The 22,547-nt window shown below is 37.4% G+C and carries 23 protein-coding genes; 10 read left to right on the top strand and 13 right to left on the bottom strand.

Annotation, left to right across the window (positions count from 1 at the left end; all coding sequences use genetic code 11):
- Window positions 1-10 precede the first annotated feature (10 nt).
- The 8 genes from fdx to ACG59Z_RS06590 form a co-directional block, all read right to left on the bottom strand.
- A complete protein-coding gene (fdx, locus tag ACG59Z_RS06625; protein WP_002049779.1) occupies window positions 11-349 on the bottom strand; it encodes an ISC system 2Fe-2S type ferredoxin in 339 nt (112 codons plus the stop codon).
- Between the two features lie 18 nt (window positions 350-367).
- A complete protein-coding gene (gene hscA, locus ACG59Z_RS06620) occupies window positions 368-2,227 on the bottom strand; it encodes a Fe-S protein assembly chaperone HscA (protein ID WP_400198537.1) in 1,860 nt (619 codons plus the stop codon).
- A 38-nt stretch (window positions 2,228-2,265) separates the two neighbouring features.
- Window positions 2,266-2,784 carry a Fe-S protein assembly co-chaperone HscB gene (gene hscB, locus ACG59Z_RS06615; protein WP_400198536.1) on the bottom strand — a complete coding sequence of 173 codons (519 nt, stop codon included), beginning with the start codon at window positions 2,782-2,784 and terminating at the stop codon, window positions 2,266-2,268.
- Window positions 2,785-2,869: 85 nt separating this feature from the next.
- The gene (gene iscA, locus ACG59Z_RS06610; protein ID WP_002050042.1) at window positions 2,870-3,190 is read right to left on the bottom strand and encodes an iron-sulfur cluster assembly protein IscA; all 321 of its coding nucleotides are present in this window, start codon (window positions 3,188-3,190) and stop codon (window positions 2,870-2,872) included.
- A gap of 30 nt (window positions 3,191-3,220) precedes the next feature.
- Complete coding sequence (gene iscU / locus ACG59Z_RS06605) at window positions 3,221-3,607, bottom strand: Fe-S cluster assembly scaffold IscU (protein ID WP_002049835.1); 387 nt, start codon at window positions 3,605-3,607, stop codon at window positions 3,221-3,223.
- 66 nt (window positions 3,608-3,673) lie between these two features.
- Complete coding sequence (locus ACG59Z_RS06600) at window positions 3,674-4,891, bottom strand: IscS subfamily cysteine desulfurase (protein WP_002050229.1); 1,218 nt, start codon at window positions 4,889-4,891, stop codon at window positions 3,674-3,676.
- A gap of 1 nt (window position 4,892) precedes the next feature.
- Window positions 4,893-5,366, bottom strand: coding sequence for an Rrf2 family transcriptional regulator (locus tag ACG59Z_RS06595; protein ID WP_004701912.1), 474 nt, complete (start codon window positions 5,364-5,366; stop codon window positions 4,893-4,895).
- Window positions 5,367-5,476: 110 nt separating this feature from the next.
- Window positions 5,477-6,124: a hypothetical protein gene (locus tag ACG59Z_RS06590; RefSeq protein WP_400198534.1), complete on the bottom strand. Its 648-nt coding sequence runs from the start codon at window positions 6,122-6,124 to the stop codon at window positions 5,477-5,479.
- Window positions 6,125-6,334: 210 nt separating this feature from the next.
- Here ACG59Z_RS06590 and ACG59Z_RS06585 point away from each other — a divergent pair, with 210 nt between their 5' ends.
- The 3 genes from ACG59Z_RS06585 to ACG59Z_RS06575 all read left to right on the top strand — a co-directional run bounded on the left by ACG59Z_RS06585 (window position 6,335) and on the right by ACG59Z_RS06575 (window position 9,229).
- Window positions 6,335-6,790, top strand: a complete 456-nt coding sequence (locus tag ACG59Z_RS06585; protein WP_304400635.1) for a phasin family protein — start codon at window positions 6,335-6,337, stop codon at window positions 6,788-6,790.
- Window positions 6,791-6,959: 169 nt separating this feature from the next.
- Window positions 6,960-7,232, top strand: coding sequence for an HU family DNA-binding protein (locus ACG59Z_RS06580; RefSeq protein ID WP_001043034.1), 273 nt, complete (start codon window positions 6,960-6,962; stop codon window positions 7,230-7,232).
- A gap of 131 nt (window positions 7,233-7,363) precedes the next feature.
- Complete coding sequence (locus ACG59Z_RS06575) at window positions 7,364-9,229, top strand: SurA N-terminal domain-containing protein (protein ID WP_400198530.1); 1,866 nt, start codon at window positions 7,364-7,366, stop codon at window positions 9,227-9,229.
- Between the two features lie 39 nt (window positions 9,230-9,268).
- Here ACG59Z_RS06575 and ACG59Z_RS06570 read toward each other — a convergent pair whose 3' ends face one another.
- Window positions 9,269-10,234 carry an AraC family transcriptional regulator gene (locus ACG59Z_RS06570; RefSeq protein ID WP_263613624.1) on the bottom strand — a complete coding sequence of 322 codons (966 nt, stop codon included), beginning with the start codon at window positions 10,232-10,234 and terminating at the stop codon, window positions 9,269-9,271.
- A gap of 171 nt (window positions 10,235-10,405) precedes the next feature.
- Here ACG59Z_RS06570 and ACG59Z_RS06565 point away from each other — a divergent pair, with 171 nt between their 5' ends.
- On the top strand, window positions 10,406-11,629 hold the full coding sequence (locus ACG59Z_RS06565; protein WP_400198527.1) for an alkane 1-monooxygenase: 1,224 nt from the start codon (window positions 10,406-10,408) through the stop codon (window positions 11,627-11,629).
- Between the two features lie 115 nt (window positions 11,630-11,744).
- On the opposite strand, the gene ACG59Z_RS06560 is transcribed toward ACG59Z_RS06565, so the two are convergent.
- From ACG59Z_RS06560 to ACG59Z_RS06545, 4 genes are all read right to left on the bottom strand, one after another.
- The gene (locus ACG59Z_RS06560; RefSeq protein WP_400198525.1) at window positions 11,745-12,950 is read right to left on the bottom strand and encodes an acyl-CoA dehydrogenase family protein; all 1,206 of its coding nucleotides are present in this window, start codon (window positions 12,948-12,950) and stop codon (window positions 11,745-11,747) included.
- Window positions 12,951-12,971: 21 nt separating this feature from the next.
- Window positions 12,972-14,255 (bottom strand): acyl-CoA dehydrogenase family protein, encoded by a 1,284-nt coding sequence (locus tag ACG59Z_RS06555; protein WP_400198631.1) that lies wholly within the window; start codon window positions 14,253-14,255, stop codon window positions 12,972-12,974.
- A gap of 228 nt (window positions 14,256-14,483) precedes the next feature.
- Entirely contained in the window at window positions 14,484-15,857 is a 1,374-nt protein-coding gene (locus tag ACG59Z_RS06550; protein ID WP_400198524.1) for an ABC1 kinase family protein, read from the bottom strand.
- A gap of 234 nt (window positions 15,858-16,091) precedes the next feature.
- Window positions 16,092-16,394 carry a hypothetical protein gene (locus ACG59Z_RS06545; protein WP_039251345.1) on the bottom strand — a complete coding sequence of 101 codons (303 nt, stop codon included), beginning with the start codon at window positions 16,392-16,394 and terminating at the stop codon, window positions 16,092-16,094.
- Between the two features lie 191 nt (window positions 16,395-16,585).
- On the opposite strand from ACG59Z_RS06545, the gene ybaK reads away from it, so the two are divergent.
- The 6 genes from ybaK to ACG59Z_RS06515 all read left to right on the top strand — a co-directional run bounded on the left by ybaK (window position 16,586) and on the right by ACG59Z_RS06515 (window position 22,521).
- The gene (gene ybaK / locus ACG59Z_RS06540; protein ID WP_400198522.1) at window positions 16,586-17,050 is read left to right on the top strand and encodes a Cys-tRNA(Pro) deacylase; all 465 of its coding nucleotides are present in this window, start codon (window positions 16,586-16,588) and stop codon (window positions 17,048-17,050) included.
- Window positions 17,051-17,483: 433 nt separating this feature from the next.
- Window positions 17,484-19,631 carry a bifunctional mannitol-1-phosphate dehydrogenase/phosphatase gene (mtlD, locus tag ACG59Z_RS06535; protein ID WP_400198520.1) on the top strand — a complete coding sequence of 716 codons (2,148 nt, stop codon included), beginning with the start codon at window positions 17,484-17,486 and terminating at the stop codon, window positions 19,629-19,631.
- Between the two features lie 105 nt (window positions 19,632-19,736).
- Window positions 19,737-20,363, top strand: coding sequence for a 2'-5' RNA ligase family protein (locus ACG59Z_RS06530; RefSeq protein ID WP_400198629.1), 627 nt, complete (start codon window positions 19,737-19,739; stop codon window positions 20,361-20,363).
- The gene (cobU, locus tag ACG59Z_RS06525) at window positions 20,351-20,869 is read left to right on the top strand and encodes a bifunctional adenosylcobinamide kinase/adenosylcobinamide-phosphate guanylyltransferase (RefSeq protein ID WP_400198518.1); all 519 of its coding nucleotides are present in this window, start codon (window positions 20,351-20,353) and stop codon (window positions 20,867-20,869) included. The genes ACG59Z_RS06530 and cobU overlap by 13 nt, the downstream gene beginning before the upstream one ends.
- 1 nt (window position 20,870) lies before the next feature.
- On the top strand, window positions 20,871-21,926 hold the full coding sequence (cobT, locus tag ACG59Z_RS06520; RefSeq protein WP_400198516.1) for a nicotinate-nucleotide--dimethylbenzimidazole phosphoribosyltransferase: 1,056 nt from the start codon (window positions 20,871-20,873) through the stop codon (window positions 21,924-21,926).
- A complete protein-coding gene (locus ACG59Z_RS06515; protein WP_400198514.1) occupies window positions 21,919-22,521 on the top strand; it encodes a histidine phosphatase family protein in 603 nt (200 codons plus the stop codon). Before cobT ends, ACG59Z_RS06515 begins: the two co-directional genes overlap by 8 nt.
- The last annotated feature ends 26 nt before the right edge of the window (window positions 22,522-22,547 follow it).

Genomic DNA, 22,547 nt, shown 5'->3' with positions numbered 1-22,547 from the left:
CCATTAAATCTTAATGATTTTCTGAAGCATGGTTAATTGTATATTTCGGAATCTCGATTTCAAGATCTTCATCTACAATTTTAACCTGACATGAAAGACGAGAGTCAGGTTCTAAACCCCAAGCACGGTCTAAAAGATCAGCTTCAACATCATTCATTTCTTCTAAGCTATCAAAACCTTTGCGAACAATCACGTGGCAAGTTGTACATGCACAAGACATATCACACGCGTGCTCAATTTTGATACCTTTATTAAGCAGACTTTGGCAAAGATTGGCATTTTGTTCAACCTCAAATTCTGCGCCTTCAGGGCAAATCTGAGCATGAGGAAGTACTTTAATACGTGGCATATTGATCACCTATACCTTTTAGTTTGATTTTGACCAATCGTCGAGCTTCGTGCCTTTTAAGGCATGGTCAATATGTCGATTCATTCGTAATGCTGCAAAAGCGTCACTATGTACTTTAAGCTGTTGAACAGCTTGCTCAATCGCTTGGATATCACTACCTTCAAGTTGAGCTTTTAATGATTCTTTTGCAGAATTGAGTTCTGCGAGCTGCGTTTCATCAAGTAAATCTGCATCTACTTTTAATGCTTGCTCTAGAGCTTCAAGTTCACGTTCTGCTTCAACTTTAGTTTCCTTTAAATGACGAAGATTTTTGTCTTCTTCAGCATGTTGGAAACCTTCAATTAATAAGCGTTCTGTATCTGCTTCAGATAAACCATAAGATGGTTTGATATCGATATGAGCTTGTACACCAGAAGTTGCTTCACGAGCAGAAACGGTGAGTAAGCCATCGGCATCAACTTGGAAAGTGACTTCAATACGGGCTTGACCTGCAGTCATTGATGGAATGCCATGGAGTACAAATCTACCTAATGAGCGGCAATGTTCAACTAAATCACGTTCACCTTGAACCACATGAATTAACATGGCAGTTTGGCCATCTTGGTAAGTTGTGAACTCTTGACGACGTGCAACAGGAATAGCTGTATTACGAGAGATGAGACGTTCAACCAGACCACCCATTGTCTCTAAACCAAGAGAAAGAGGAGTTACGTCTAGAAGAAGTGAGCCATCTTGGCTATTACCAATTAACTGGTTTGCTGTAATGGAAGCACCGATTGCCACAACTTCATCAGGGTTGATTGTGCAGAGAGGTTCTTGGTCAAAAACTTCACGTACAGCTTTTTGAACTGCATAAGAGCGGGTAGAACCACCCACTAAAACTACATTTTGAATGTCACTTAACTCGAGCTTTGCATCGCGCAGTACACGCTTACAAACACTAATCGTTTTATCTAACGCAACTTGAATAATACTTTCAAATGTAGGTCGGTCTAGAGTAAGAGTTGCATCAAGCAGTTTTAATTCAACAGCTTCTTGAGTTGATAATTGCTCTTTAGCTTGACGTGCTGCAACTATAAATACGGCATAGTCTTCATTACTTAATACATCAATATTAAGCTGTTTTTTTGCCCATTTCACAATTAGACGGTCTAAGTCATCACCACCTAAAGCTGTATGGCCGCCGGTCGCTAAAACTTCAAATACGCCTTGTGAAAAACGTAGGATTGATACATCAAAAGTACCACCGCCCAAATCGTAAATTACATAATTACGGTCGGTCTCTAAATTACTTTCTTGATCTAATCCATAAGCGACTGCAGCAGCTGTAGGCTCATTTAATAAACGTAATACGTTTAAACCAGCAAGTTGAGCTGCATCGCGAGTTGCTTGACGCTGAGCTTCATCAAAATAAGCAGGAACGGTAATTACAGCACCATTAACAGGATTTTGTAAGCTGTCTTCAGCACGATCTTTTAATTGTTTTAAAATTTCAGCTGAAATTTCTACTGGTGTTTTGCGCCCAGCACGTGTTTCAAAAGCAGGCATTTCATTTTCTGAGCCTACTAATTCATAAGGATGCTGAAACTTAATATCTGCTTTTGAGCGACCCATAAATCGTTTAACAGATACAATTGTATTTTTGGGATCTGCAATAATAAATGGTTTGGCTTCTTCACCATAATGAGTTGTATTTTCCCCATAATGAACGATAGAAGGAAGTAATCTTCTATTTTGGACATCATTGAGTACTTTAGGTTTGCCTGATAACACTGTCGCAACTAATGAGTGTGTTGTTCCTAGGTCAATACCAATCGCAATGCGATGTTGGTGTGGGGCACTGGATTGACCCGGTTCAGCAATTTGCAAAAGTGCCATGAGTTAAATCCCTTGAAAATAAAGTAGAGAAAGCAAAATTAAAAATCATCGTCTAAATCAAAGCTGTCTTCTTCATCTAACAGTTGATCTTCTGCTTTATCAATATCGTTTAAAACACGTTGAAAGAAACGTAACTTACGTACGGTATCACGTGCTTCAGCCCAATCTTCTTCGCTGTAATCAATTTTGAATTCACGAACTAAGCCATCAATCCATTGTTGTACTTCTAATCTTAAAGTACGTAAATGTTCAGGTGTTGTGGCATCATCAAGTTGTTCACGAAGTTCTAATGCAGATTGTAGAAATTCAAAATCACTAATAGATTGGTCAAGATGATGATCTTGCTTTTTAAGTGCTAAAAGGTAGGCAGCACGGCTATCAACTTGTGAAAGCATTTTAAAAGCTTGATTGATTTCACTTGATTTGATCAATGCTTGATCTTTATCTGCGGCTTTATCTGGATGATATTGTTGTTGCAAACTCAAGAAATTTGATTTTAAGCTTGCCAAATCGATATCGAGTGCCACAGGTAAATTGAACAACTCAAAATGATTCATTAGAAATGGGATCCACGTTAATTAAATACATTAAAACAGTGCTGTTGAAAGACACTGTTTTAATGAGAAAAAGGAAAGGAGAGGATTAAACAGTGAAAGACTCACCACAACCACATTCACCCTTTTTATTAGGATTGTTAAATTCGAACCCTTCATTAAGGCCATTTTTAACATAGTCCATTTCTAAGCCTTCTAAGTAAACTAAGCTTTTAGGATCTACAAAAACCTTAACGCCGAATTGTTCGAAAACTTGATCATGCTCATCGATATCGTCTACAAATTCGAGAACATAAGCCAACCCAGAACAACCAGAAGTTTTCACACCAACGCGAATGCCTTCACCCTTACCTCGGTTTTTAAGGTAATTGCTAATATGAGTCGCAGCATTTTCAGTTAAATGAATCATGAAAACTCCAACGTTTATAATGGTAACAAATTAAGCTTTTGACTTTTTACTACGATAATCTTCAATCGCAGCTTTGATTGCATCTTCAGCTAAAACAGAACAGTGAACTTTTACTGGTGGAAGAGCTAACTCAGTTGCAATATCAATGTTTTTGATTGCTTGAGCTTCATCAAGAGTTTTGCCTTTTAACCATTCAGTTACAAGGGAACTTGATGCGATTGCAGAACCACAACCGTAAGTTTTAAAGCGTGCTTCTTCGATTACGCCACTGTCATTTACTTGAATCTGTAAACGCATCACGTCGCCACATGCAGGTGCACCCACCATACCTGTACCAACATTTTCAGAGTTTTTATCTAAAACACCAACATTACGTGGATTTTCGTAATGATCAATTACCTTTTCGCTATAAGCCATTTCGCTTCTCCAAACCTCGGGGTCAGCCTAATATTAATATGAGGGTTAAAACACTAATTTCAATAATTAGTGTTCTGCCCATTCAACTGTAGAAAGATCGATACCTTCTTTGTACATGTCCCAAAGCGGAGAAAGTTCACGTAATTTCTCAACAGCGGCTTTGGTAATTGTAAGCACGTGGTCAATGTCTTCTTCAGTGGTATATTTACCAAAACTAAAGCGAATTGAGCTATGTGCTAGCTCATCAGATAAACCTAATGCGCGAAGAACATATGAAGGCTCTAAAGTTGCAGAAGTACAAGCTGAACCACTTGATACAGCAGCATCTTTAAGCGACATCATTAAAGATTCACCTTCAACAAAGTTAAAGCTGACATTTAAATAGTTAGCAACGTTTTGAGTAGGGTGGCCATTTAGGAATACTTGTTCAAGGTCTTGTAAACCGTTCCAAAGTTTGTCACGAAGTTTACGAATACGCTCTTGTTCTGCATGCATTGTTTTGCCTGCAATTTCAAAAGCTTCACCCATACCAACGATTTGGTGAGTTGCCAAAGTACCAGAACGCATACCGCGCTCATGACCACCACCATGAATTTGTGCTTTTAAGCGAACACGTGGACTACGACGTACATATAATGCGCCGATACCTTTTGGACCATAAATTTTATGAGCAGAGAAACTCATAAGATCAATTTTCATAGTAGATAAGTCGATATCAACTTTACCAGCTGCTTGCGCTGCATCTACATGGAAAAATGTTTTGTTGGCACGTGTTAATTCACCAATCGCCGCTACATCTGTAACTGTACCAATTTCATTGTTTACCATCATAAGGGAAACAAGAATAGTATCTGGGCGAAGGGCAGCCTTAACCATCTCAGGAGTAATTAAACCTGTTTGTGGCTCTGGCTCTAGGTAAGTAATTTCAAAACCTTGTTCTTCTAATTCACGACAAGGATCTAGAACAGCTTTATGTTCAATTTTACTTGTAATGATGTGTTTGCCTTTAGATGCATAGAATTGAGCTACACCTTTAAGAGCAAGGTTGTCTGATTCAGTTGCACCAGAAGTCCAAACGATTTCACGTGGATCGGCTTTAATTAAATTTGCGACTTGCTCACGTGCATATTCAACTTTTTCTTCTGCCTGCCAGCCGTAAGCGTGGGAACGAGATGCAGCATTACCAAAGGTACCGTCGAAAGTTAAACACTCCATCATACGTTCTGCAACTTGCGGATCTACTGGAGTGGTTGCTGCGTAATCAAGATAAATTGGACGTTTCATATCAAATACCTGTACCCGATAAAAGAGCTGAATCTATGCCAGTCACATTTTGGCGTAGTGCAACAGTTTGAACGTTGTCTCGGCTAATGAGGTCGGCAAGTGTGATTTTGGCTAAATAGTCGGCAATATGATGAGAGAGTTCTTGCCATAAATCGTGAGTAAGACACATTGCACCATTTTGGCAGTTGCCTTTGTGGTCACAACGTGTTGCGTCAACAGTTTCATTTACGGCTTCAATGATTTCTAACACAGTAATTTCATCAGCGTTTCGAGCCAAATGGTAACCACCATTTGCACCGCGAACACTAGAAACTAACCCATGACGCTTAAGTTTTGCGAACAACTGCTCTAAATAAGCAACTGAAATAGATTGACGTGCGGCAATTTCGGCGAGCGTGATCGTTTGTTCAGTTGGCTGCAAAGCTAAATCAAGTAGAGCAGTCACTGCGTAGCGACCGCGAGTTGTAAGGCGCATGATTCGATACACATGTTAAGACTAGATAATGGGATTTTATGAATCCCGACTAAAATAGTCAAGTTTTTTTATTTTTAATTCAAGTGTAGGATCAAGATAGAAAAAATAAGTTAGGCCACCCACAAATTATATATGAAATAAGCAATAAATATTAGGCTAATTATACCAAAGCACAAGTTAATATTGCGTTGGCGCTGTTGTAAGCGTGCAATTCGATTTTGATATTGTTTAATTTCGACATGCAACGAATTTATCTCTGAACGTTGCTGATCGATTTTTTCAAGTAAAGGTGCAATTCTTTTGCGTGAAGCTAGGGCTTCGGCTTCATCATCTGGTGTGTTGAACCATTGTTTCCAGTCTGCAAGAAGCTTAGGTAAAGTAAGATGTGAGATTAAATCGATAAGTTCTTTTTTAGTTTCTGCATCACCATCAATTCGCATGTTGTTTAAACTGCGTTGGTTTGAGAAAGCAAAAATTTTGATAAGATCGATGAGTGTACTATTGATTTCTAGATCAATACGACGGTCATATGAATGAATATCAAATAACAGTCCTTTTTCCGTAAATTGCACATAAAAGTCAAAAAATGGCAAATAGCTATTAATACGGATTGTTATTTTGTTGACGATAAACTTTTTCGCTTGCAAGCGAAGAACACCATCGTGGGTGAGAATAAATGAGAAAAAAGTTTCTAAAATAATTAGAACAATATTCAGCAACAGACGTGGATGTTTTTGTCTTTGTTGCGTTTCACTCATAAAAGTTTATCCTTAAATATTAGAGATTAATTGAGAGAATGAGACATCCTATCTCAAACTTAACACAATGTCCTGTTAAATATATTTACATGACATGATTGTTTTGTAGAACAGTTTCATAAATGTATCAAGTCTTGACTTTGTTATTATAAGAATATTTTGTGGTTAAATAAGACTTCGTCTGTCTCATCCGATCAGGAGCTTAGATCAATGGATAATGCAAATATAGAAACACAAGCAGAAGATCAAGGAGAAAAAAATAAATTAAAATCAAAAAGTTCTAGGAAGTCTGCATTAGATTTTAGGAAGTATACCAAACAAATCTGGTTAGCGGGTTTAGGTGCTTTTTCTCGTGCAGAAGAAGAAGGCAATAAACTATTTGACTCCCTAGTCAAAGTGGGTGAAGAGCTCGAGTCTAAAACTGGTGATTTAGCCGATACAACTGTTGGTAAAGTAACCGAAAAAGCGAAAGAGTCAGTGTCTGATACAAAAGACAAGGTCGAAAAAATTTTAGATACCAGTGTAAATCACTCTTTAAATCGAATTGGTTTGGTTACTCCGAAGGATTTACAGCACATTGAACAACTCCTAGTTCAACTGCATATAAAGGTAGATGCTTTAATTGAAGAAAATCAGAAATTGAAGGCAAAATTGAATGAAAAGTAAAAAAATGTAGGGATTTAGCAAATATATAACAGTTTTTTAGCATTTATTTTTGCTAAAAGCTCTGCTCTAGTATTGCGTTTTCCCCCAAAGCATTGCTATAAAGGCGTCATGGCCTTTTAAACTATAGCCTTGGACCTTAAACAAACGATATTAAGAGGATGTTTTATTCATGAATAAATCAGAATTAATCGATGCAATTGCTGAAAAAGGGGGAGTATCTAAGACTGATGCAGGCAAGGCACTCGATGCGACAATTGCGTCAATTACTGAAGCACTTAAAAAAGGTGACACAGTAACTTTAGTTGGTTTTGGTACTTTCAGTGTTAAAGAACGTGCTGCACGTACTGGTCGTAACCCTAAAACTGGCGAAGAGCTTCAAATTAAAGCAACAAAAGTACCTAGCTTTAAAGCTGGTAAAGGTCTTAAAGATTCAGTTGCTTAATCTTTTAAGATGATTAAACGCGCCGATATAGGCGCGTTTTTTATTAAATATCTGAATTGACCAATATTGCTCATTCATTCATTGTGGTTTTTCAGTTAAAATTCTCCTCGAAATAAAATATTGGAATACTTATGGAATCGTTTCGTACAGTCATTAAGGGTTGGCTCGGCAAAGTCCTTTTAATTTTGTTTTTGACCCCTTTAGCGCTTGTAGGTATTAATGGATATTTTAATAGGGGAAACAAGGCAGATGTCGCAAAAACTGTAAATGGACAGGACATATCAAAAAAAGACCTTGAAACTTTAACGCAAAGGTATAAAGAACAATATTTAGCTGCTGTAAAGGGTGATGAAAGTTTATTGAATTTACCGGTAATTCAAGCAAAAGCGCTTGATATATTGGTATCTCGTAATTTACTTATTCAGCAAGCTGAAAAACTGGGTATTTCTTTGAGCGATGCTCAAATCGAGCAAATGTTAGCTCAGCAGCCAAGTTTGCAAGAAAATGGCCAGTTTTCACAAAAATTATATGAAAATTATTTGCGTTCGATTGGTATGACAAGCCAAGCTTTAATTGCGAGCTTGCGTCAAGATCACGCTTTAAAAATGTTAACTTCAACTTTTTCAGATTATTCTTTAGTAAGTAAAGTTGATTTAATGCAAATTGCGAATTTGCAAACTGAACAACGTACATTACATTTGGCTAGCATTAAGTTAGACAGTTATAAAACTGGCTTAACAGCATCTAATCAAGAAGCTACTGACTACTACAACAAACATCAAAATGAGTTTAAACAGCCTGCTTCTGTTGATGTAGATTATGTTGTTTTATCTCCGTCTTTAATGGCGAAACCTGCACCAGCAACAGATGCTGAGCTTAAACAAGCTTATGCGAAGTTTGTAGAAACTCAGCAAAAAGATGCTAAACGTGTAGTGAAACATATCCTTATTACGACAGATGCTCGTGATGATGCAGCAGCTCAAAAGCTCGCTAAAGATGTATACGCAAAAATTCAAGGCGGTCTCTCATTTGCTCAAGCAGCAGCTCAGTTCTCAGAAGATCCAACTTCAAAAGCGAAAGGTGGTTTAGTTGAGGCTTATGCACCTGGCGTTTTCTCTGATGCATTTGATAAAACTGTTTCAAGTTTGAAAAATGGTCAAGTTTCACAGCCAGTAAAAACACAATATGGCTATCATATTATTGAAGCAGAAACTCCAGCGACCCAAATTCCCTCATTTGAAGCTGAGAAGGCGCGTTTAACTGCTGAAGTTGAAAAGAATAAAGTTGCTACTGTTTATTCTGATACTGTAAATAGTTTGAATGAAACAATTGTTGGTAATGACTCTTTAGATGCAGTTGTACAGCAAGTTAAAGGTACTAAAATTGAATCATTAAATGGCGTAACTTTAGCGACTCAAAATCCACAACTAAGTGATCCAAACGTAAAAATTAAATTGTTTAATGATGATGTGAAAAATGGCGATCGTAATGCTTCATCAAATATTCAATTAGCGAATGGTGATACAGTCTGGATTAAAGTACGTGATTATCATGCTGTTGGTGTTAAACCAATTGCTCAAGCCATGAATGAAGCGAAAGCTAAAGTGATTGATGAAAAAGCACGTAAAGCAGCTCAAGCTAAAATTGCAACAATGTTGACTGAATTCAAAACTCAGCCAGCTGAACAAGTTGTTGCGAAAAATAATGTACCTTTTGAATCTGCTGGTGTCTTTACTCGTTCACAAGGTTTGAAACGTGCAATTGAGCGTGCAGCATTTAGTGTTCCTACGCCAAAACCTGGTATGTGGTCTGTTACAACAGCGAACTTACCAAATGAGTTAGTCGTTGTTGCTGTTTCTAATGTAAATTCAGCTGCTGTAAACGCTATGCCAGCCGATCAGTTAAAGCAATTACAACAGCTTTATCGCCAATCTCGCGGTCAGCAAATACTTGAAGATTACAGCGAATACTTAAAGTCACACGCTAAAATCAAATAAAACTTATGTAATAAAAAAAGCGCTTCGGCGCTTTTTTTATTACTGATCTAGACTACTGCCAATATAGTTTTGTCTATATTGTTTAGGTGATAAATCAAATACTCTTTTAAATGCCTGACTAAATGCTGTTTCTGACGAATAGCCCACTTTATTTGAAATTTGTTGAATTGATAAATTACTTGTACGAAGATATTGGCTTGCTAAACGAAAGCGATAATGCTGTAAATAAGTAAGGGGAGGTTCCCCAATAATACTATTAAAAAGATTGGCAAACTTAGAACGTGACATGCAGCATTGTTCAGCTAATGATTCAACAGTCCAGCTTGCTTCAGGTTGGCTATGAATTGCAGATAGAGCATTACTTAACTCAGGATGAGTTAATGCTCCTAACCAGTTTTGTTGGTCAGACATTTGTTGAATATGATCTCGAATACATTCAATTAAAAGAATACTAACTAAATGATCGATAATTTTGTCATGACCGGGTTGAATTTTTTGTGTTTCGACAGCAAGAAAATAAAGTCCTATTTGCAACCATTCAGGTGGAGTCGTTTGGTTCTCATGCTGAATATGCATAATAGAGGGTAATGCATTAATAAGTGGCCCAGCCATATACGTATCAACTTGACAGCGTAGGCAGAGCAATAATGTATTTTCAGATGCTGATGAACCTAGTTCAATTGGATCATGACGATGCCCATTAAATAACGGAGTAATATCGACAGGATCTACAAGTTTACTCGCAGTAGCTTTTGAGTCTGTAGCATGGTGAGCTTTTCCAGAGGGTATTAAAATAATATCTCCAGCTGTTGCTGTTATTTTTTCTGAAGCATTTATGTGAATATATACAGAACCCGTTAAAACGATATAAGCAAGTAAAGCAGATTGATCTTGTGTTTTAAAGGCCCATTCACCTTGTGCTTTTATATAGATATATTCAGACTTATTTAAGTGGATATCATCAAAAAATTTACTTAGTGCATCCATATTTACGTGATCAATCATTATTTTAATAAAATTATAGTGAGCTATAAGAATAGATCAACATGTGTTTTTAGGACAAAAAAGTGGAAGAAAATGCCAAAGACTTTGAAATAGGTTTTTTGGACGGTTACAACTGTTAAGCAAATGGTATTTCTTTAACTATATAGATATATAGAAAAAGGAAATATGACTATGAATGCACCAGTAAATGTTCAGCAAGAACTTATGCCAGTGCCAGCGTCTATGCGTGAGATAGATCGTAAGCGCTATTTATGGATGATTAGTCCGGCTCTACCTGTAATTGGTTTAGGTATTTTAGCTGGTTACCATTTTGGTCCACGCCCATTAAAGAAAGTATTTGCTTTAGGTGGCCCACTTTTATTACACGTTGTGATTCCTGCAATTGATACGATCATTGGTAAAGATGCACGTAATCCAACCGATGAAGAAATTAAACTTCTTGAAAAAGACCCGTATTATTCACGTTTGGTGAAGAGCTTTATCCCATTACAATATGCAGCAAATGTTTATGCATGTTATTTAACAAGCCGTAAAACTACTTCATTTATTGATAAAATTTTGCTTGGTATTTCAATGGGTGCAATTAATGGTATTGCAATTAATACAGCCCATGAACTAAGCCATAAACATGATCGTATCGACCATATTTTATCTCATCTTGCTTTAGTACCTACTGGTTATAACCATTTCCGTATTGAGCATCCATATGGTCACCATAAACGTGCGGCAACACCTGAAGACCCAGCATCTTCACGTATGGGTGAAACATTCTATGAATTTTGGCCACGTACAGTTATTGGTTCTTTCAAGTCAGCAATTGAAATTGAGAAAAACCGTCTAAAACGTAAAGGTAAAGAGTTCTGGTCACTCGATAACGAATTGCTGCAAGGCTGGGGTATGAGTGCTGCTTTCCATGCTTCTATGGTCGGTATTTTTGGTAAAGGCACAATTCCTTATTTGGCAACACAAGCATTTTACGGTGTTAGTCTATTCGAAATTATTAACTACATTGAGCATTATGGTTTATTGCGCCAGAAAAAAGAAAATGGTCAATATGAACGTACAATGCCAGAGCATAGCTGGAATAATAACAACGTAGTGACAAACTTGTTCTTATATCAGTTACAACGCCACTCAGATCACCATGCTTATCCAACTCGTCCATTCCAGGCACTGCGTCATTTTGATGAAGCACCTGAGTTACCAAGTGGTTATGCAAGTATGTTGCTACCAGCATTGATTCCTTCATTGTGGTTTAAAATGATGGACAAGCGTGTATTTGATCACTACAAAGGTGATTTAAATAAGGCAAATATTTCACCAAAACGTCGTGCAAAAATCTTTAAAAAATTCGGTGTAGTTGATAAGTCATTAGAAGTTACACTACCTAAATAAATAAAAAATATATTCCTGAAATACCAAACCCTCTAATCAGGTGATTAGAGGGTTTTTATTTTGTAGATTGAGTAGTGCTAAACAGCAAGGGAATTTAAACTCCCTTGCAATGCTCTTATTTTAATTCACTTGAAGACTTACCAAGCTCACGTCGAGCAATAATAAGTTGCTGGATTTGTTGAGTACCTTCAAAAATATCGAGAATTTTTGAGTCACGTGCCCATTTTTCAAGTAATTCATCCTCGTTATAGCCAACACTTGCTGCCAACTCGACACACTTCAAAGTGATTTCATTACCTACACGGCCAGCTTTTGCTTTGGCGATGGAAGCTTCTTTTGAGTTTGGTTTTTTGTTATCTGCCATCCATGTTGCTTTCAACATAAGTAACCGTGCGGCTTCCCATTCGGCTTCCATACGGTAAATTTGTGCCGCAAGATTGGACGTTTGTAAATATGGCGTTGAGTAATCTGGATCTAACTGGTCTTTAAAAATTTCTTTAATACGTTCTAAAGAAGCCTTTGCACAGCCGATGGCCATAGCAGCGACCAGTGGGCGTGTATTATCAAAAGTTTCCATTACACCTGCGAAACCTTTAGCAACGTCCACTTCTGCATTACCTAAAAGATTTTCAGCTGGCACACGACAGTCAGTAAAACTAATAACTGCTGTATCAGAAGCTTTAATTCCCAATTTGTGTTCAAGGCGCTCAACCTTCATTCCAGATGTGCCTTTAGGTACGACAAATGACTTGATTGCTGCACGTCCAAGTTTTCGGTCGAGGGTAGCCCATACGACCACAGAGTCTGCACGTTCACCAGAGGTTACGAAAATCTTTTCACCATTTAAAATGTAGTCATTACCATCTTTAGTTGCTGTAGTACGGATAGCAGCAGAGTCTGAACCACAGCCGGGTTCAGTAATGGCCATTGCAGCCCAAGTACCTTTAAAACGTTCTAGTTGCTCATCATTTGCAACTGCAGCAATTGCAGAATTCCCTAAACCTTGACGTGGCATGCTGAGCAATAAACCCGTATCGCCATAACACATTTCAATAATGCCTAGCGCTGTTGACATGTTGGTGCCATTACGGACACCTTCATTATCAGTTTCACCACGTTTACCTGCACCAGCTGCACCTGCATTAATTCCTTCACCACCTTCATTCATGCCATCAATGAGTGAAGCGAGCATATCGAGCTCTTTTGGATAAGCATGTTCTGCTTTATCGTATTTTCGGGAAATAGGACGTAATACATTGATCGCAACATCATGTGCCTGATCAATCATCAATTTGAATTTTTTTGGATTTTGTAAATTCATGGAAATATCCTCTGATTGATCTTAAGCATGTAAGCCAGAATGTAAAATTGCGGTTGCACGTAAATCACGATACCAACGTTCAACTGGGTGCTCTTTTGTAAAACCATGACCTCCCAAAATTTGTACGCCATCTGTTCCTATTTTCATGGATTTTTCTGCGCAAAGAAGTCGAGCTAAATATGCTTCACGATGGAACGGTTTACCTGCTTCGGCAAGACTTGCGGCATTTAGAATCAGCATACGCATAGCATCAATTTCAATTGCCATATCTGCAATCATGAATGCGACACTTTGACGATGTGAAATTGGTTCTCCGAAAGCAGTTCGCTCATTGGCATATTTAATACAGTAGGCTTTTACAGCTTCACAGGTTCCTACAGCCATTGCACACCACATTAAGTTGCCTAAATCTAAAAAGGCGGTGTAATCAAAATCTGTTGCACCTAGTCGTAGAGCGGGTGTATGGCTGAATTTTAAAGTAGCTGTCTCTGTTGCTTTGAGGCCCATTGCTGGAGTGTTCTTAATGGAAATAGTGTCACCCACTTGCACTACAAATACATCTGGCTTGCCATTAAAGTCAGCACTCACCAAGAACACATCAGCCAGATCACCTAAAATGACTAAGGTTTTTTCACCATCTATAAAATATTGATCATTTTCAAGAGAAGCTTTTGTTTTTAAAACATAAGGGTTAAATGCTGGAGTTGCCTCTTGTACTGCAAAGGTTGCGGTAATGTCTGAGTCTTCAGCAAAGCAAGGCAAATACATTGATTGAACTTCAGTCGAACCCCAACGTGTGATTGCATTAATAACGCTAAATGTACTGAGTAATCCCGCTGTAAGACTAAAATCACCCTCAGCTAGTTTTTCAGCGATGAGTAAGTTACTGACAATATTTTGTTCAGCAGCAACACCACCTAGTGCTTCCGGTAGGGCGTAATAATTTAGCCCTAAATCTTCAACATATTGCCAAAGACTTTCTGGAAATTGAGCTGCCTGATCAGCATCATGAGCTAATTCTAGTAAAACTTCTTGAGCAAATTGAGACATTGCTTCAGAAGTCATTTGTTGTTCTTCAGTCAGGCTTAAATCAAATAGGTTTTTCTTCTGTTGTGGTAGGCGCTGCTGTGAAATTTGTTTTGGTTTAAATGCTTTCTGGGTCTGGCTTAATGCTCTAAAGCCGGCTTTTGAACCTTGATAAAGAGACTTTTCAAGAAATTTACGTAGTTTGAGTTGATCAAGTACATCGCTTCCAGCTAATTTTGTGATCAGCGATAAACCCAGCCCTTGGGCTTTATTGATCATATTTGTCATGATTATGGTGTCCTAACACATTGTTATTGTTTTATGCTGACACGCTATATAAGAAAAAACTATGTCGTTACTGACAGTCAAAAAATGAGTAGATAAATGGTAAGAACAAAATAGAATTGATTTTATGTATTTGATTTTATAAATGAAAATCAATTGTTAAAAATAATCATTTTATGTGGATTGACTAGAATGACATGGAGCCATTCTAGTCTTGATAAATTAAGCAAAGTTACGAATCATACGACGTACATTTGTTTTGGCATCAATAACAGTCATAAATGTATATGCACCAATAAACTTACGGCTAATAAACATAAATTCTTTTGGAGGAACTGAGAAATAGCGCGACGCCATTGATTTGCTTGCTTGTTGCATAACACGACTATGTAACTGGCTTTTTTTCCAGTCATAACGTTCATGTTCATCCATCAGGCCAGCTGGCATATCTGGATTATTTGCAGGGGTACTGAATGCTTCGGTCGCAAGTAAAAAGACATCGGCCATGCCAGGTTTAATACTTGCAGGCATCGCATCGAAAAACTCATATCCAGTCATTGCTTGGACCATTGCATGTTTATCATGCTGATAACCCGCTTGTATGAGATTGCGTGCAACTGAGAGTAAGTGTTCATCGAACTGACGAATCGCGCCGAAGTCTAATAGTACGATTTTGTCCTGAACATCTTGGCCATTACCTAAACGAACTAGGTAGTTACCAAAGTTAGGGTCAGTTTGCATTTCACCCCATTCAAAAATCTCACGAACAGCAATCTCTAATGATGCTTCACCAAGTTGATTACGACGCTCTTGTGGAAGAGAGAGCATGACTGGACTATTAATAGGTACGCCGCGTTCAAACGTCATACATAAGACTTGATCGGTACAATATTCATCTACAATTGTAGGAACAATATAGCGCTCATCATCTTTCAAGCGCTCACCAAAGCGGCGAGTAGTTGCTGCTTCTACATCATAATTAACTTCACGATGCATCATTTCACGTACTTCATCAAACCACTGATCAAACTCACGGGTTTGTGGCACCATACGTGTAAGCTTAAGCATGTTTTTAAATAGACTCATGTCTGAGTCGATTGCACTTGCCACGCCAGGATATTGAATTTTTAAAACTAACTCTAAGCCATCTGATTTGCGAATAGCGCGATGAACTTGTGCAAGAGACGCTGTACCAATAGGTTCATGATCAATCGTTAAGTCGTTTAATTTTGAACCGAGTTGTTCTTGTAAATGCGGCTTAATTGCAGGCCAGTCTAAAGCAACGGTTTGGTTGTTTAACGTATTTAATGCCTGAGTAATTTCTTCTGGTAAAAAATGTTCACCATAAAGCGCCATCATTTGGCCAATCTTAACAATAGAACCCTTAAGTTTGCCAATTTCAGAAACAAGATAATTAGCTTGCTCGCTCATTGCCTTTTTACGCTTCTTCTCTTTTTCTTCTTCACTAGAAAAGAGGGTAGAGGCACTCGCAGTAGCCCAACGTGTTCCTGCCAGTAAAGAAGCTTTCGCGATTGATAAGCGTCGATCCATGGAAGAAGTTTTTAAACTCTTAAGCTTATCGTTCTGATTTGACATGAAAATAGAATCCTATGCGCATCATGCAGCCAAACGCTGGTGATCTAAAATTGTAACGAATATTACATGTTTTGAACGTATTAAAATAGTTCCCTCAGACTGAATGGTGAGTTGAAAGTCTCATTTTGTATCTTAATTTTCTGTAAATAGCCTAAGTGGTATAATGAAAATTAAAATATAAGTCTTTCAGAAAGAGAAGCTAGATTAAAAAGCCGTTAGGTATTAACCGCTAACTCACATTTTAAACTGAATTTTTAATTCAGCCTTTTGCATTAAGTGGATACGATTAGCTTGAATATGTTGAATAACCATTTGCTTGACAGAATCATGCATAAAACCAAGTGCATGAGCCTTTACAATGATAATGCTAGGCAATGTATAGAAAAAATACTTAACATCCTCAAAAGTCGCATTATTAAAAATGCCTTGTTCGATTAAGGTCTGCTGTAAAAATTGCTTTTCATTTAATACATGATCTGACGACTCATCCCAAAAACGGTGACGCATTGCCATCAGATTGTTGTGTTTATAACTCATAAATTTGCCAGTTCAGACTTTAAATCTCAGTTAAATATATTGGAGTCATCCACTCAATATCAAGTTCAGATTGTTTTTTGTTCAGTGTCTGTTTGATTTTTCATGTAAATGATGTAAATAGCCTAAGCAAATTTTAAACTTTTCTTTAAAATAAATATAATCAACCTCATTTCATTAAAATCTAAAATCCTATGACACCTGCATGTAGACTGTTAAAAAGTAATAAAATTGAATTTTCTGTTCATGAATATGAACATGATGCAAACGCCAAAAGTTTTGGCTTAGAAGCCGCAGAAAAATTAAACCTTGATGTAAATGAGGTGTTTAAAACACTTCTTGTTACCGATGAAAAAAATTATTTTGTCGCAATCATACCTGTTAATCATCAGCTCAATTTAAAAAAGGTTGCAACGGCGGTTGGGTGTAAAAAATTGCAGATGGCAAATCCAAAAGATGCCGAACGTTTGACAGGGTACTTAGTGGGTGGAATTAGTCCATTAGGACAAAAGAAACGTTTGAAAACTGTGATAGATGCATCTGCACAAGAACTTGGCAAGATTTATGTGAGTGGCGGAAAAAGAGGATTAGATATTGGTCTAAATCCGAATGATCTGGCGCAGATATTGACGGCGCAATTTATAGATATCCTTGATTGATTAAAATAAGGGCAACATCAATTTGACTTATTAAATGAAAATGATTATCATTATTGTGTAGTGTTTGGTTCTACCAGAAAATAACAAGAATTATAAACGCTTCTGGTATTGGTATACCTGCAAGACATAATAAAAAGAATGCAGGTTTATTTAGCAGTAAATGGACCTAAGAAAAATAAACATTATCAGCGCAATAAAAAGAACAAGCAAAGGTAGCAAGCGAGGATGGCTTGCTACCTTTGTACTTAAACTCAATTTCAGAATTATTTTCATTATTCAACTTTTTTGAGCTTTTAACTTAGCTCAGTAACAGATTACTTATATTTTTGATTAAAAAATAACCACTAATGTTTCATTTATTATCGTTATCCCTTTTTAACCATTTTTTTGTATACCCTGAATAAAACATGACCAAAAAAAGAGGTAAAAAAACGTGCTTATTTTTCATGGAAAACCTGTTCATGGAGCTATCTTTGATATGGATGGGACAATGTTTGATACTGAGCGTTTACGGTTTCAAACATTGCAACAGGCATCTCAAGAACTCATTGGGCAGGAGTTTTCTCACGAATATTTAATGCAATGTTTGGGTTTAAGTGCAACAACGGCGGAAAAGCTTGCACAACGTTTATATGGAGTAGATGTGCCATATAAAGAAATACGAAAAAGAGCCGATGAGATGGAGCTTGAACATATTCGTAAACATGGTGTGCCTATTAAAAAGGGATTAGTTCAAGTTTTAGAACGTTTACGAAAATCGGGTTTAAGAATGGCTGTTGCGACTTCAAGCCGTAGAGCAATTGCCGAAGAATATTTGATTAATGCGAATGTTTATAAGTTTTTTGATGTCATTACTTGTGGAGATGAAGTAGAGCAAGGGAAGCCACATCCAGAAATCTTTTTAAAAGCGGCTAGTCAACTTCATTTAGACGCTAACCAGTGTCTTATGTTTGAAGATTCGGAAAATGGTTTAACTTCAGCGCATACATCGAAAGGTCTCACAATTTTATTAAAAGATATTAAAGAACCAAATGATGAAATGTTAGATAAAGCGCATTTTTATTATGACCAGATGTATGACTTCTTAACTGATCTTGACCAGTTTATTCCTGTTATGGATATGCCAGAGATACAGGAACCTTTTCCGCAAAGTCTGAATCAGCTTACGGTTGGGATACATGGTTTTGGAGCAATTGGCGGTGGTTATGTAGCACAAATCTTGTCGCATTGGGATGGTTATACGAAACCAAAACGTATTATTGCGTCAACACGAAATAGTCTTTTCCGCGAAGCTGTAAATGCGTTTGGAGCTTACAGTATTCGTTATGGGCAATTTTCTTATGATGAGCGTATTGAGAATATGACCATTGTTGATTCTGACAATGAACAACAAATGTTAGAGATGTATATCCATTCGAGCTTAATTGCACTTTGTTTACCTGAACAAGCTATCGAAGCTGAAGCAAAAATAATTGCAAAAGGATTATATGCACGATTTAACTCACAACTTGAAACATGTATAGAACCGCTAACTTTTATAATTATTTTAAATAAAGTCGGTGCGAAATATTTAGTGGTGAAGCATCTTAGAGAAGCTCTACTAGAGTTAACCAACGATGAAGATGTAACCGAGCATATTTTAAAAGAGCATTACTTTTGCGACACCGTAGTTAATCGTATGGTCTCAAAACTTTCTAATCAGAATTTATATCGTCAGCTTCGTATTAAGCACAATTTTCTTGAGCAGCATTTGGAAGATGTGGAGCAAGAAGAACAAACCGAAATTGAAGACTGCAATAAACTGACTCAAGATCAGCGAAATCAGGCTTCTATCTATGTTGATAACATGCGTCGTAATTTCCAGCCGGGGCATATATTACAAAGCATGGATTTAATTCTGTTCCATAGTGAAACCGATATGCCAATATATGTAGAGAAAGGTAGTCCTTTACTTGAAAAGTTGCGTCAGGTGGTATTGGTTGACCAAATTACAGATATTCAACTCATTAAAAACCGTCTATGGAACGGCGTACATGCGATGCTTGCTTGGTATGCATCTTTAATGGGTTATGAATCTATCGGTGTTGCCATGGGCGATCATTCCGTTAAAGCATTTGCAGAGAACTTAATTACAGAAGTGAAGCAAGGGCTTGCAATTGCATTACCTAACTATGCAAAAGATCTGGATCGAATAGCGCAAAGTTTTTTAGACTCATGTGAATATGCATTTAAAGATCCTTGTCAACGCGTAGCTAGAGATCCATTACGCAAACTCAATCATAATGAACGTGTTATGGCATCAATTGAAGTGAATATTCGTTATGATTTGCCTTATAAAAATTTATTAAAAGGTGCTGCTTTAGGTTATGCCTATGCAATTCAATTTTTAGAAATTGAAGAGACTAAAGCGGTTGAACATTTGCAACAGCAAATTCAAAAAATGGATATGAATACTACCCAGAAAAGACAACTTGTAGTTGAGTTAACGCAATTAGTTCAATATTTATTTTCTGAACAAGACAAACAACTAATGAACATGAGTATTACCAACGCCAAAACTACAGGTACTCAATATGTTTAAATTCGCTTAATAAATTAAGGCTCTACAATTTAAAAGCAAACATGTTTTAATACAGAACTTGAATGATTTTGAATTAAAACTGTGCTGTTAAAACCCTCAACACTCATGGTGCCGACACCTATACGGGATTATCCTGAATGGCACTGTGGGCGTCAAAATTACGCTTTATGGTATCTAGAAATTAATGATCAAAAATTAGTTGATTATTTAGATACCTTGCGTGCGCATTTTTCAGAATTTCTATTAGAACCTAATCACCGGCAATATCATGTCACGCTATTTATATGTGGGTTCTTAAGCCATGAAATTAAAGTTCATAGTGATGACTTTAGTTTTAGTGAGTTTACACAACAAAGGGAAATTTTAAGAAAAGAAGATATTGCACCATTTCGATTAAAAATTGGTTCGGTTGATAGCTTTAGTAGTGCTTTATTTGTAGAAATCCAAGATACCGATAATTTTTTATCCCACATACGTCAAAAATTAGGCTCAATTTCTAATGAAATTGCCGCTTTAGATTACTATCCGCACATTACATTGGGTTTGTATAAAAAAGACTATAGTAGTGATTTGATTTTACAAAAAATTTCTCAATTACCTGTACAATACGATCAGGCTGAATTTGATCTTAAAGTTGAGCATTTAACCTTTGGTTATTATGAGGCTCAAATTTTACAAGGGCAGCTGTATCCGTATCAGCATTTGTTTTTAGGTGAGCCATGTTGCAATTGATTTTAGGTGGTGCCCGTTCTGGTAAAAGCCGACTGGCTGAACAAACGGCTATATCTATGCAATTAGCTGTCACTTATGTGGCGACGGCGCAAGCGCTAGATCCAGAAATGCACAGTCGAATTGCTCATCATCAAAATCAGCGTCCTGCTCACTGGTCTTTGGTTGAAGAACCATTATTTTTAGCAAAAACTCTGCAAGAAATTGATAGACCTAACCAAATTATTCTGGTGGATTGTTTAACACTTTGGCTAACCAATTTGTTACTTTTAGAAGACAAAAACGTTCAACAATTTGAGTGTGAACAGCTGTTAAAAGTTTTACCCACACTTGAATCAGAAATTATTTTAGTAAGTAATGAAACAGGGCTTGGGGTTGTGCCACTCGGTGAGATTAGCCGCCGTTTTGTAGATGAAGCGGGAAGACTACATCAAGCTTTAGGGCAAATTGCAGATAAGGTTGTGTTTTGTGTGGCTGGTTTTCCAATGATTTTAAAAGGTGAGAAGTAAAATGAACTGGTGGTTAGAATCTATAAAGCAACCTAATTTGGACGCAAAACAACAAGCTGAACAACATCAACTCCAGCTCACCAAACCTACTGGTGCCTTAGGTGATTTAGAGCAAATTGTAATTACACTTGCTAGTTTACAGTCAAATGCACATCCACAAGTTAGCCATCCATGGATCGCAATTTTTGCAGGTGATCATGGTGTAGTTGAAGAAAATATCTCTGCATATCCTCAAGCTGTTACCCGTCAAATGTTGCAAAACTTCACGACGGGTGGTGCAGCAATTAGTGTACTTGCTAAATACCATGAAGCTCATTTACAAGTCATTGACTGTGGCACAGTGGGCGAAGCATACGAATACGCAGGTGTTGAGCGTCATTGTATTCGTGCTGGGACAGCAAATTTTGCTAAACAAGCCGCAATGACTGCTGACGAATGTCGTGCTGCTTTAGAGTTGGGAAAAAAGAGTGTAGATACAGCTAAAGCCGACGGCGCAGATATTTATATTGCAGGTGAAATGGGAATCGGGAACACCTGTTCAGCTTCTGCCTTAGCTTGTCTTTTACTAAATGATACTGCTGAGCAATTAACGGGAGTTGGTACAGGAATAGGTGCCGATCAGCTAAGGCATAAAATTGAAGTGATTGAAAAAGCCATAGAACTTCACCATAAACATGTCGTTGGTGATGTCTTCAAAACACTATGTGCCGTAGGTGGTTTGGAAATTGCGGCAATTACTGGTGCTTATATTCGATGTGCACAAGTAGGTTTACCTATTATTGTGGATGGTTTTATTAGTTCTGTAGCCGCTTTATGTGCTGTGCGGATGAGCCCTAAAGTACGTGACTGGATGTTGTTTGGTCATCAATCGGCTGAATATGGACACCTTCGTATTTTACAAGAGCTCAATGCTGACCCGATTTTAAAAATGAACTTGCGTTTAGGTGAAGGTAGTGGCGCTGGTACTGCCTTAGCATTAGTTAAAATGGCATGTGTATTACACAACCAAATGGCTACCTTTGCTCAAGCTGCTGTAACCGGGGATAAAATTGGGTAAATTTAGGATCGATTTGCTCAGACATGGTGAAAGTCAGTATAGCCATACTTTACGTGGGCATTTAGATGATGAGTTAACAGCAAAAGGTTGGCAGCAAATGCAGTCAACCATTGAGCAAGTTTCAAACCAGACATGGGATGTCATTGTAAGTTCTTCATTAAAACGTTGTGCTTGTTTTGCTGAGCAGTTGTCGAAGACAACTCAGCTGCCTTTACTTGTAAATCATGACTTAAAGGAAATGTATTTTGGTGAGTGGGAAGGTGTCTCAACTCAGCAAATTTACGAAACTTCACCTGAACTACTAGCAAACTTTTGGCAAAAACCAAGTCAATATTGTCCACCTCGCGCAGAAACGTTAATGCAGTTTCAAGAGAGAGTTTTAAATGGTTTTCAAGATTTACTCGTAGGTATGCAAAACCAGAATTGGCAACATGCATTGGTTGTTACACATGGTGGTGTGATTAAGCTATTGGCTTGTTTGGCTGGGCGACAACCTTTAGATGACTTACTTAAAATCCCGGCCGAGCTTGGGAAGTTATATTCTTTAGAGTTTTCTCAAACAAATGGTCAATTAACTTTCATGTTGAGAGAGTAGTTTTATATTTTTATACACTTGTAAGT

This window comes from Acinetobacter sp. ABJ_C1_1 (assembly GCF_044684115.1).
In the GTDB taxonomy this organism is placed as follows: Bacteria; Pseudomonadota; Gammaproteobacteria; order Pseudomonadales; family Moraxellaceae; genus Acinetobacter; species Acinetobacter nosocomialis_A.
Note: the sequence above shows the minus strand (reverse complement) of the source record. Positions and strands in the feature narration are given on the sequence as shown.

Bases quoted from the DNA above. Each gene is read 5' to 3' on its own strand.
- ACG59Z_RS06570 (WP_263613624.1), bottom strand. From the start codon at position 10,234: ATGATTGATCACGTAAATATGGATGCACTAAGTAAATTTTTTGATGAT.
- ACG59Z_RS06585 (WP_304400635.1), top strand. From the start codon at position 6,335: ATGGATAATGCAAATATAGAAACACAAGCAGAAGATCAAGGAGAAAAA.
- ACG59Z_RS06555 (WP_400198631.1), bottom strand. From the start codon at position 14,255: ATGATCAATAAAGCCCAAGGGCTGGGTTTATCGCTGATCACAAAATTA.
- ACG59Z_RS06600 (WP_002050229.1), bottom strand. From the start codon at position 4,891: ATGAAACGTCCAATTTATCTTGATTACGCAGCAACCACTCCAGTAGAT.
- ACG59Z_RS06530 (WP_400198629.1), top strand. From the start codon at position 19,737: ATGGTGCCGACACCTATACGGGATTATCCTGAATGGCACTGTGGGCGT.
- fdx (WP_002049779.1), bottom strand. From the start codon at position 349: ATGCCACGTATTAAAGTACTTCCTCATGCTCAGATTTGCCCTGAAGGC.
- ACG59Z_RS06565 (WP_400198527.1), top strand. From the start codon at position 10,406: ATGAATGCACCAGTAAATGTTCAGCAAGAACTTATGCCAGTGCCAGCG.
- iscU (WP_002049835.1), bottom strand. From the start codon at position 3,607: ATGGCTTATAGCGAAAAGGTAATTGATCATTACGAAAATCCACGTAAT.
- ybaK (WP_400198522.1), top strand. From the start codon at position 16,586: ATGACACCTGCATGTAGACTGTTAAAAAGTAATAAAATTGAATTTTCT.
- ACG59Z_RS06590 (WP_400198534.1), bottom strand. From the start codon at position 6,124: ATGAGTGAAACGCAACAAAGACAAAAACATCCACGTCTGTTGCTGAAT.
- ACG59Z_RS06545 (WP_039251345.1), bottom strand. From the start codon at position 16,394: ATGAGTTATAAACACAACAATCTGATGGCAATGCGTCACCGTTTTTGG.
- cobT (WP_400198516.1), top strand. From the start codon at position 20,871: ATGAACTGGTGGTTAGAATCTATAAAGCAACCTAATTTGGACGCAAAA.
- iscA (WP_002050042.1), bottom strand. From the start codon at position 3,190: ATGATTCATTTAACTGAAAATGCTGCGACTCATATTAGCAATTACCTT.
- hscB (WP_400198536.1), bottom strand. From the start codon at position 2,784: ATGAATCATTTTGAGTTGTTCAATTTACCTGTGGCACTCGATATCGAT.
- ACG59Z_RS06550 (WP_400198524.1), bottom strand. From the start codon at position 15,857: ATGTCAAATCAGAACGATAAGCTTAAGAGTTTAAAAACTTCTTCCATG.
- hscA (WP_400198537.1), bottom strand. From the start codon at position 2,227: ATGGCACTTTTGCAAATTGCTGAACCGGGTCAATCCAGTGCCCCACAC.
- ACG59Z_RS06575 (WP_400198530.1), top strand. From the start codon at position 7,364: ATGGAATCGTTTCGTACAGTCATTAAGGGTTGGCTCGGCAAAGTCCTT.
- ACG59Z_RS06560 (WP_400198525.1), bottom strand. From the start codon at position 12,950: ATGAATTTACAAAATCCAAAAAAATTCAAATTGATGATTGATCAGGCA.
- cobU (WP_400198518.1), top strand. From the start codon at position 20,351: ATGTTGCAATTGATTTTAGGTGGTGCCCGTTCTGGTAAAAGCCGACTG.
- ACG59Z_RS06580 (WP_001043034.1), top strand. From the start codon at position 6,960: ATGAATAAATCAGAATTAATCGATGCAATTGCTGAAAAAGGGGGAGTA.
- ACG59Z_RS06595 (WP_004701912.1), bottom strand. From the start codon at position 5,366: ATGCGCCTTACAACTCGCGGTCGCTACGCAGTGACTGCTCTACTTGAT.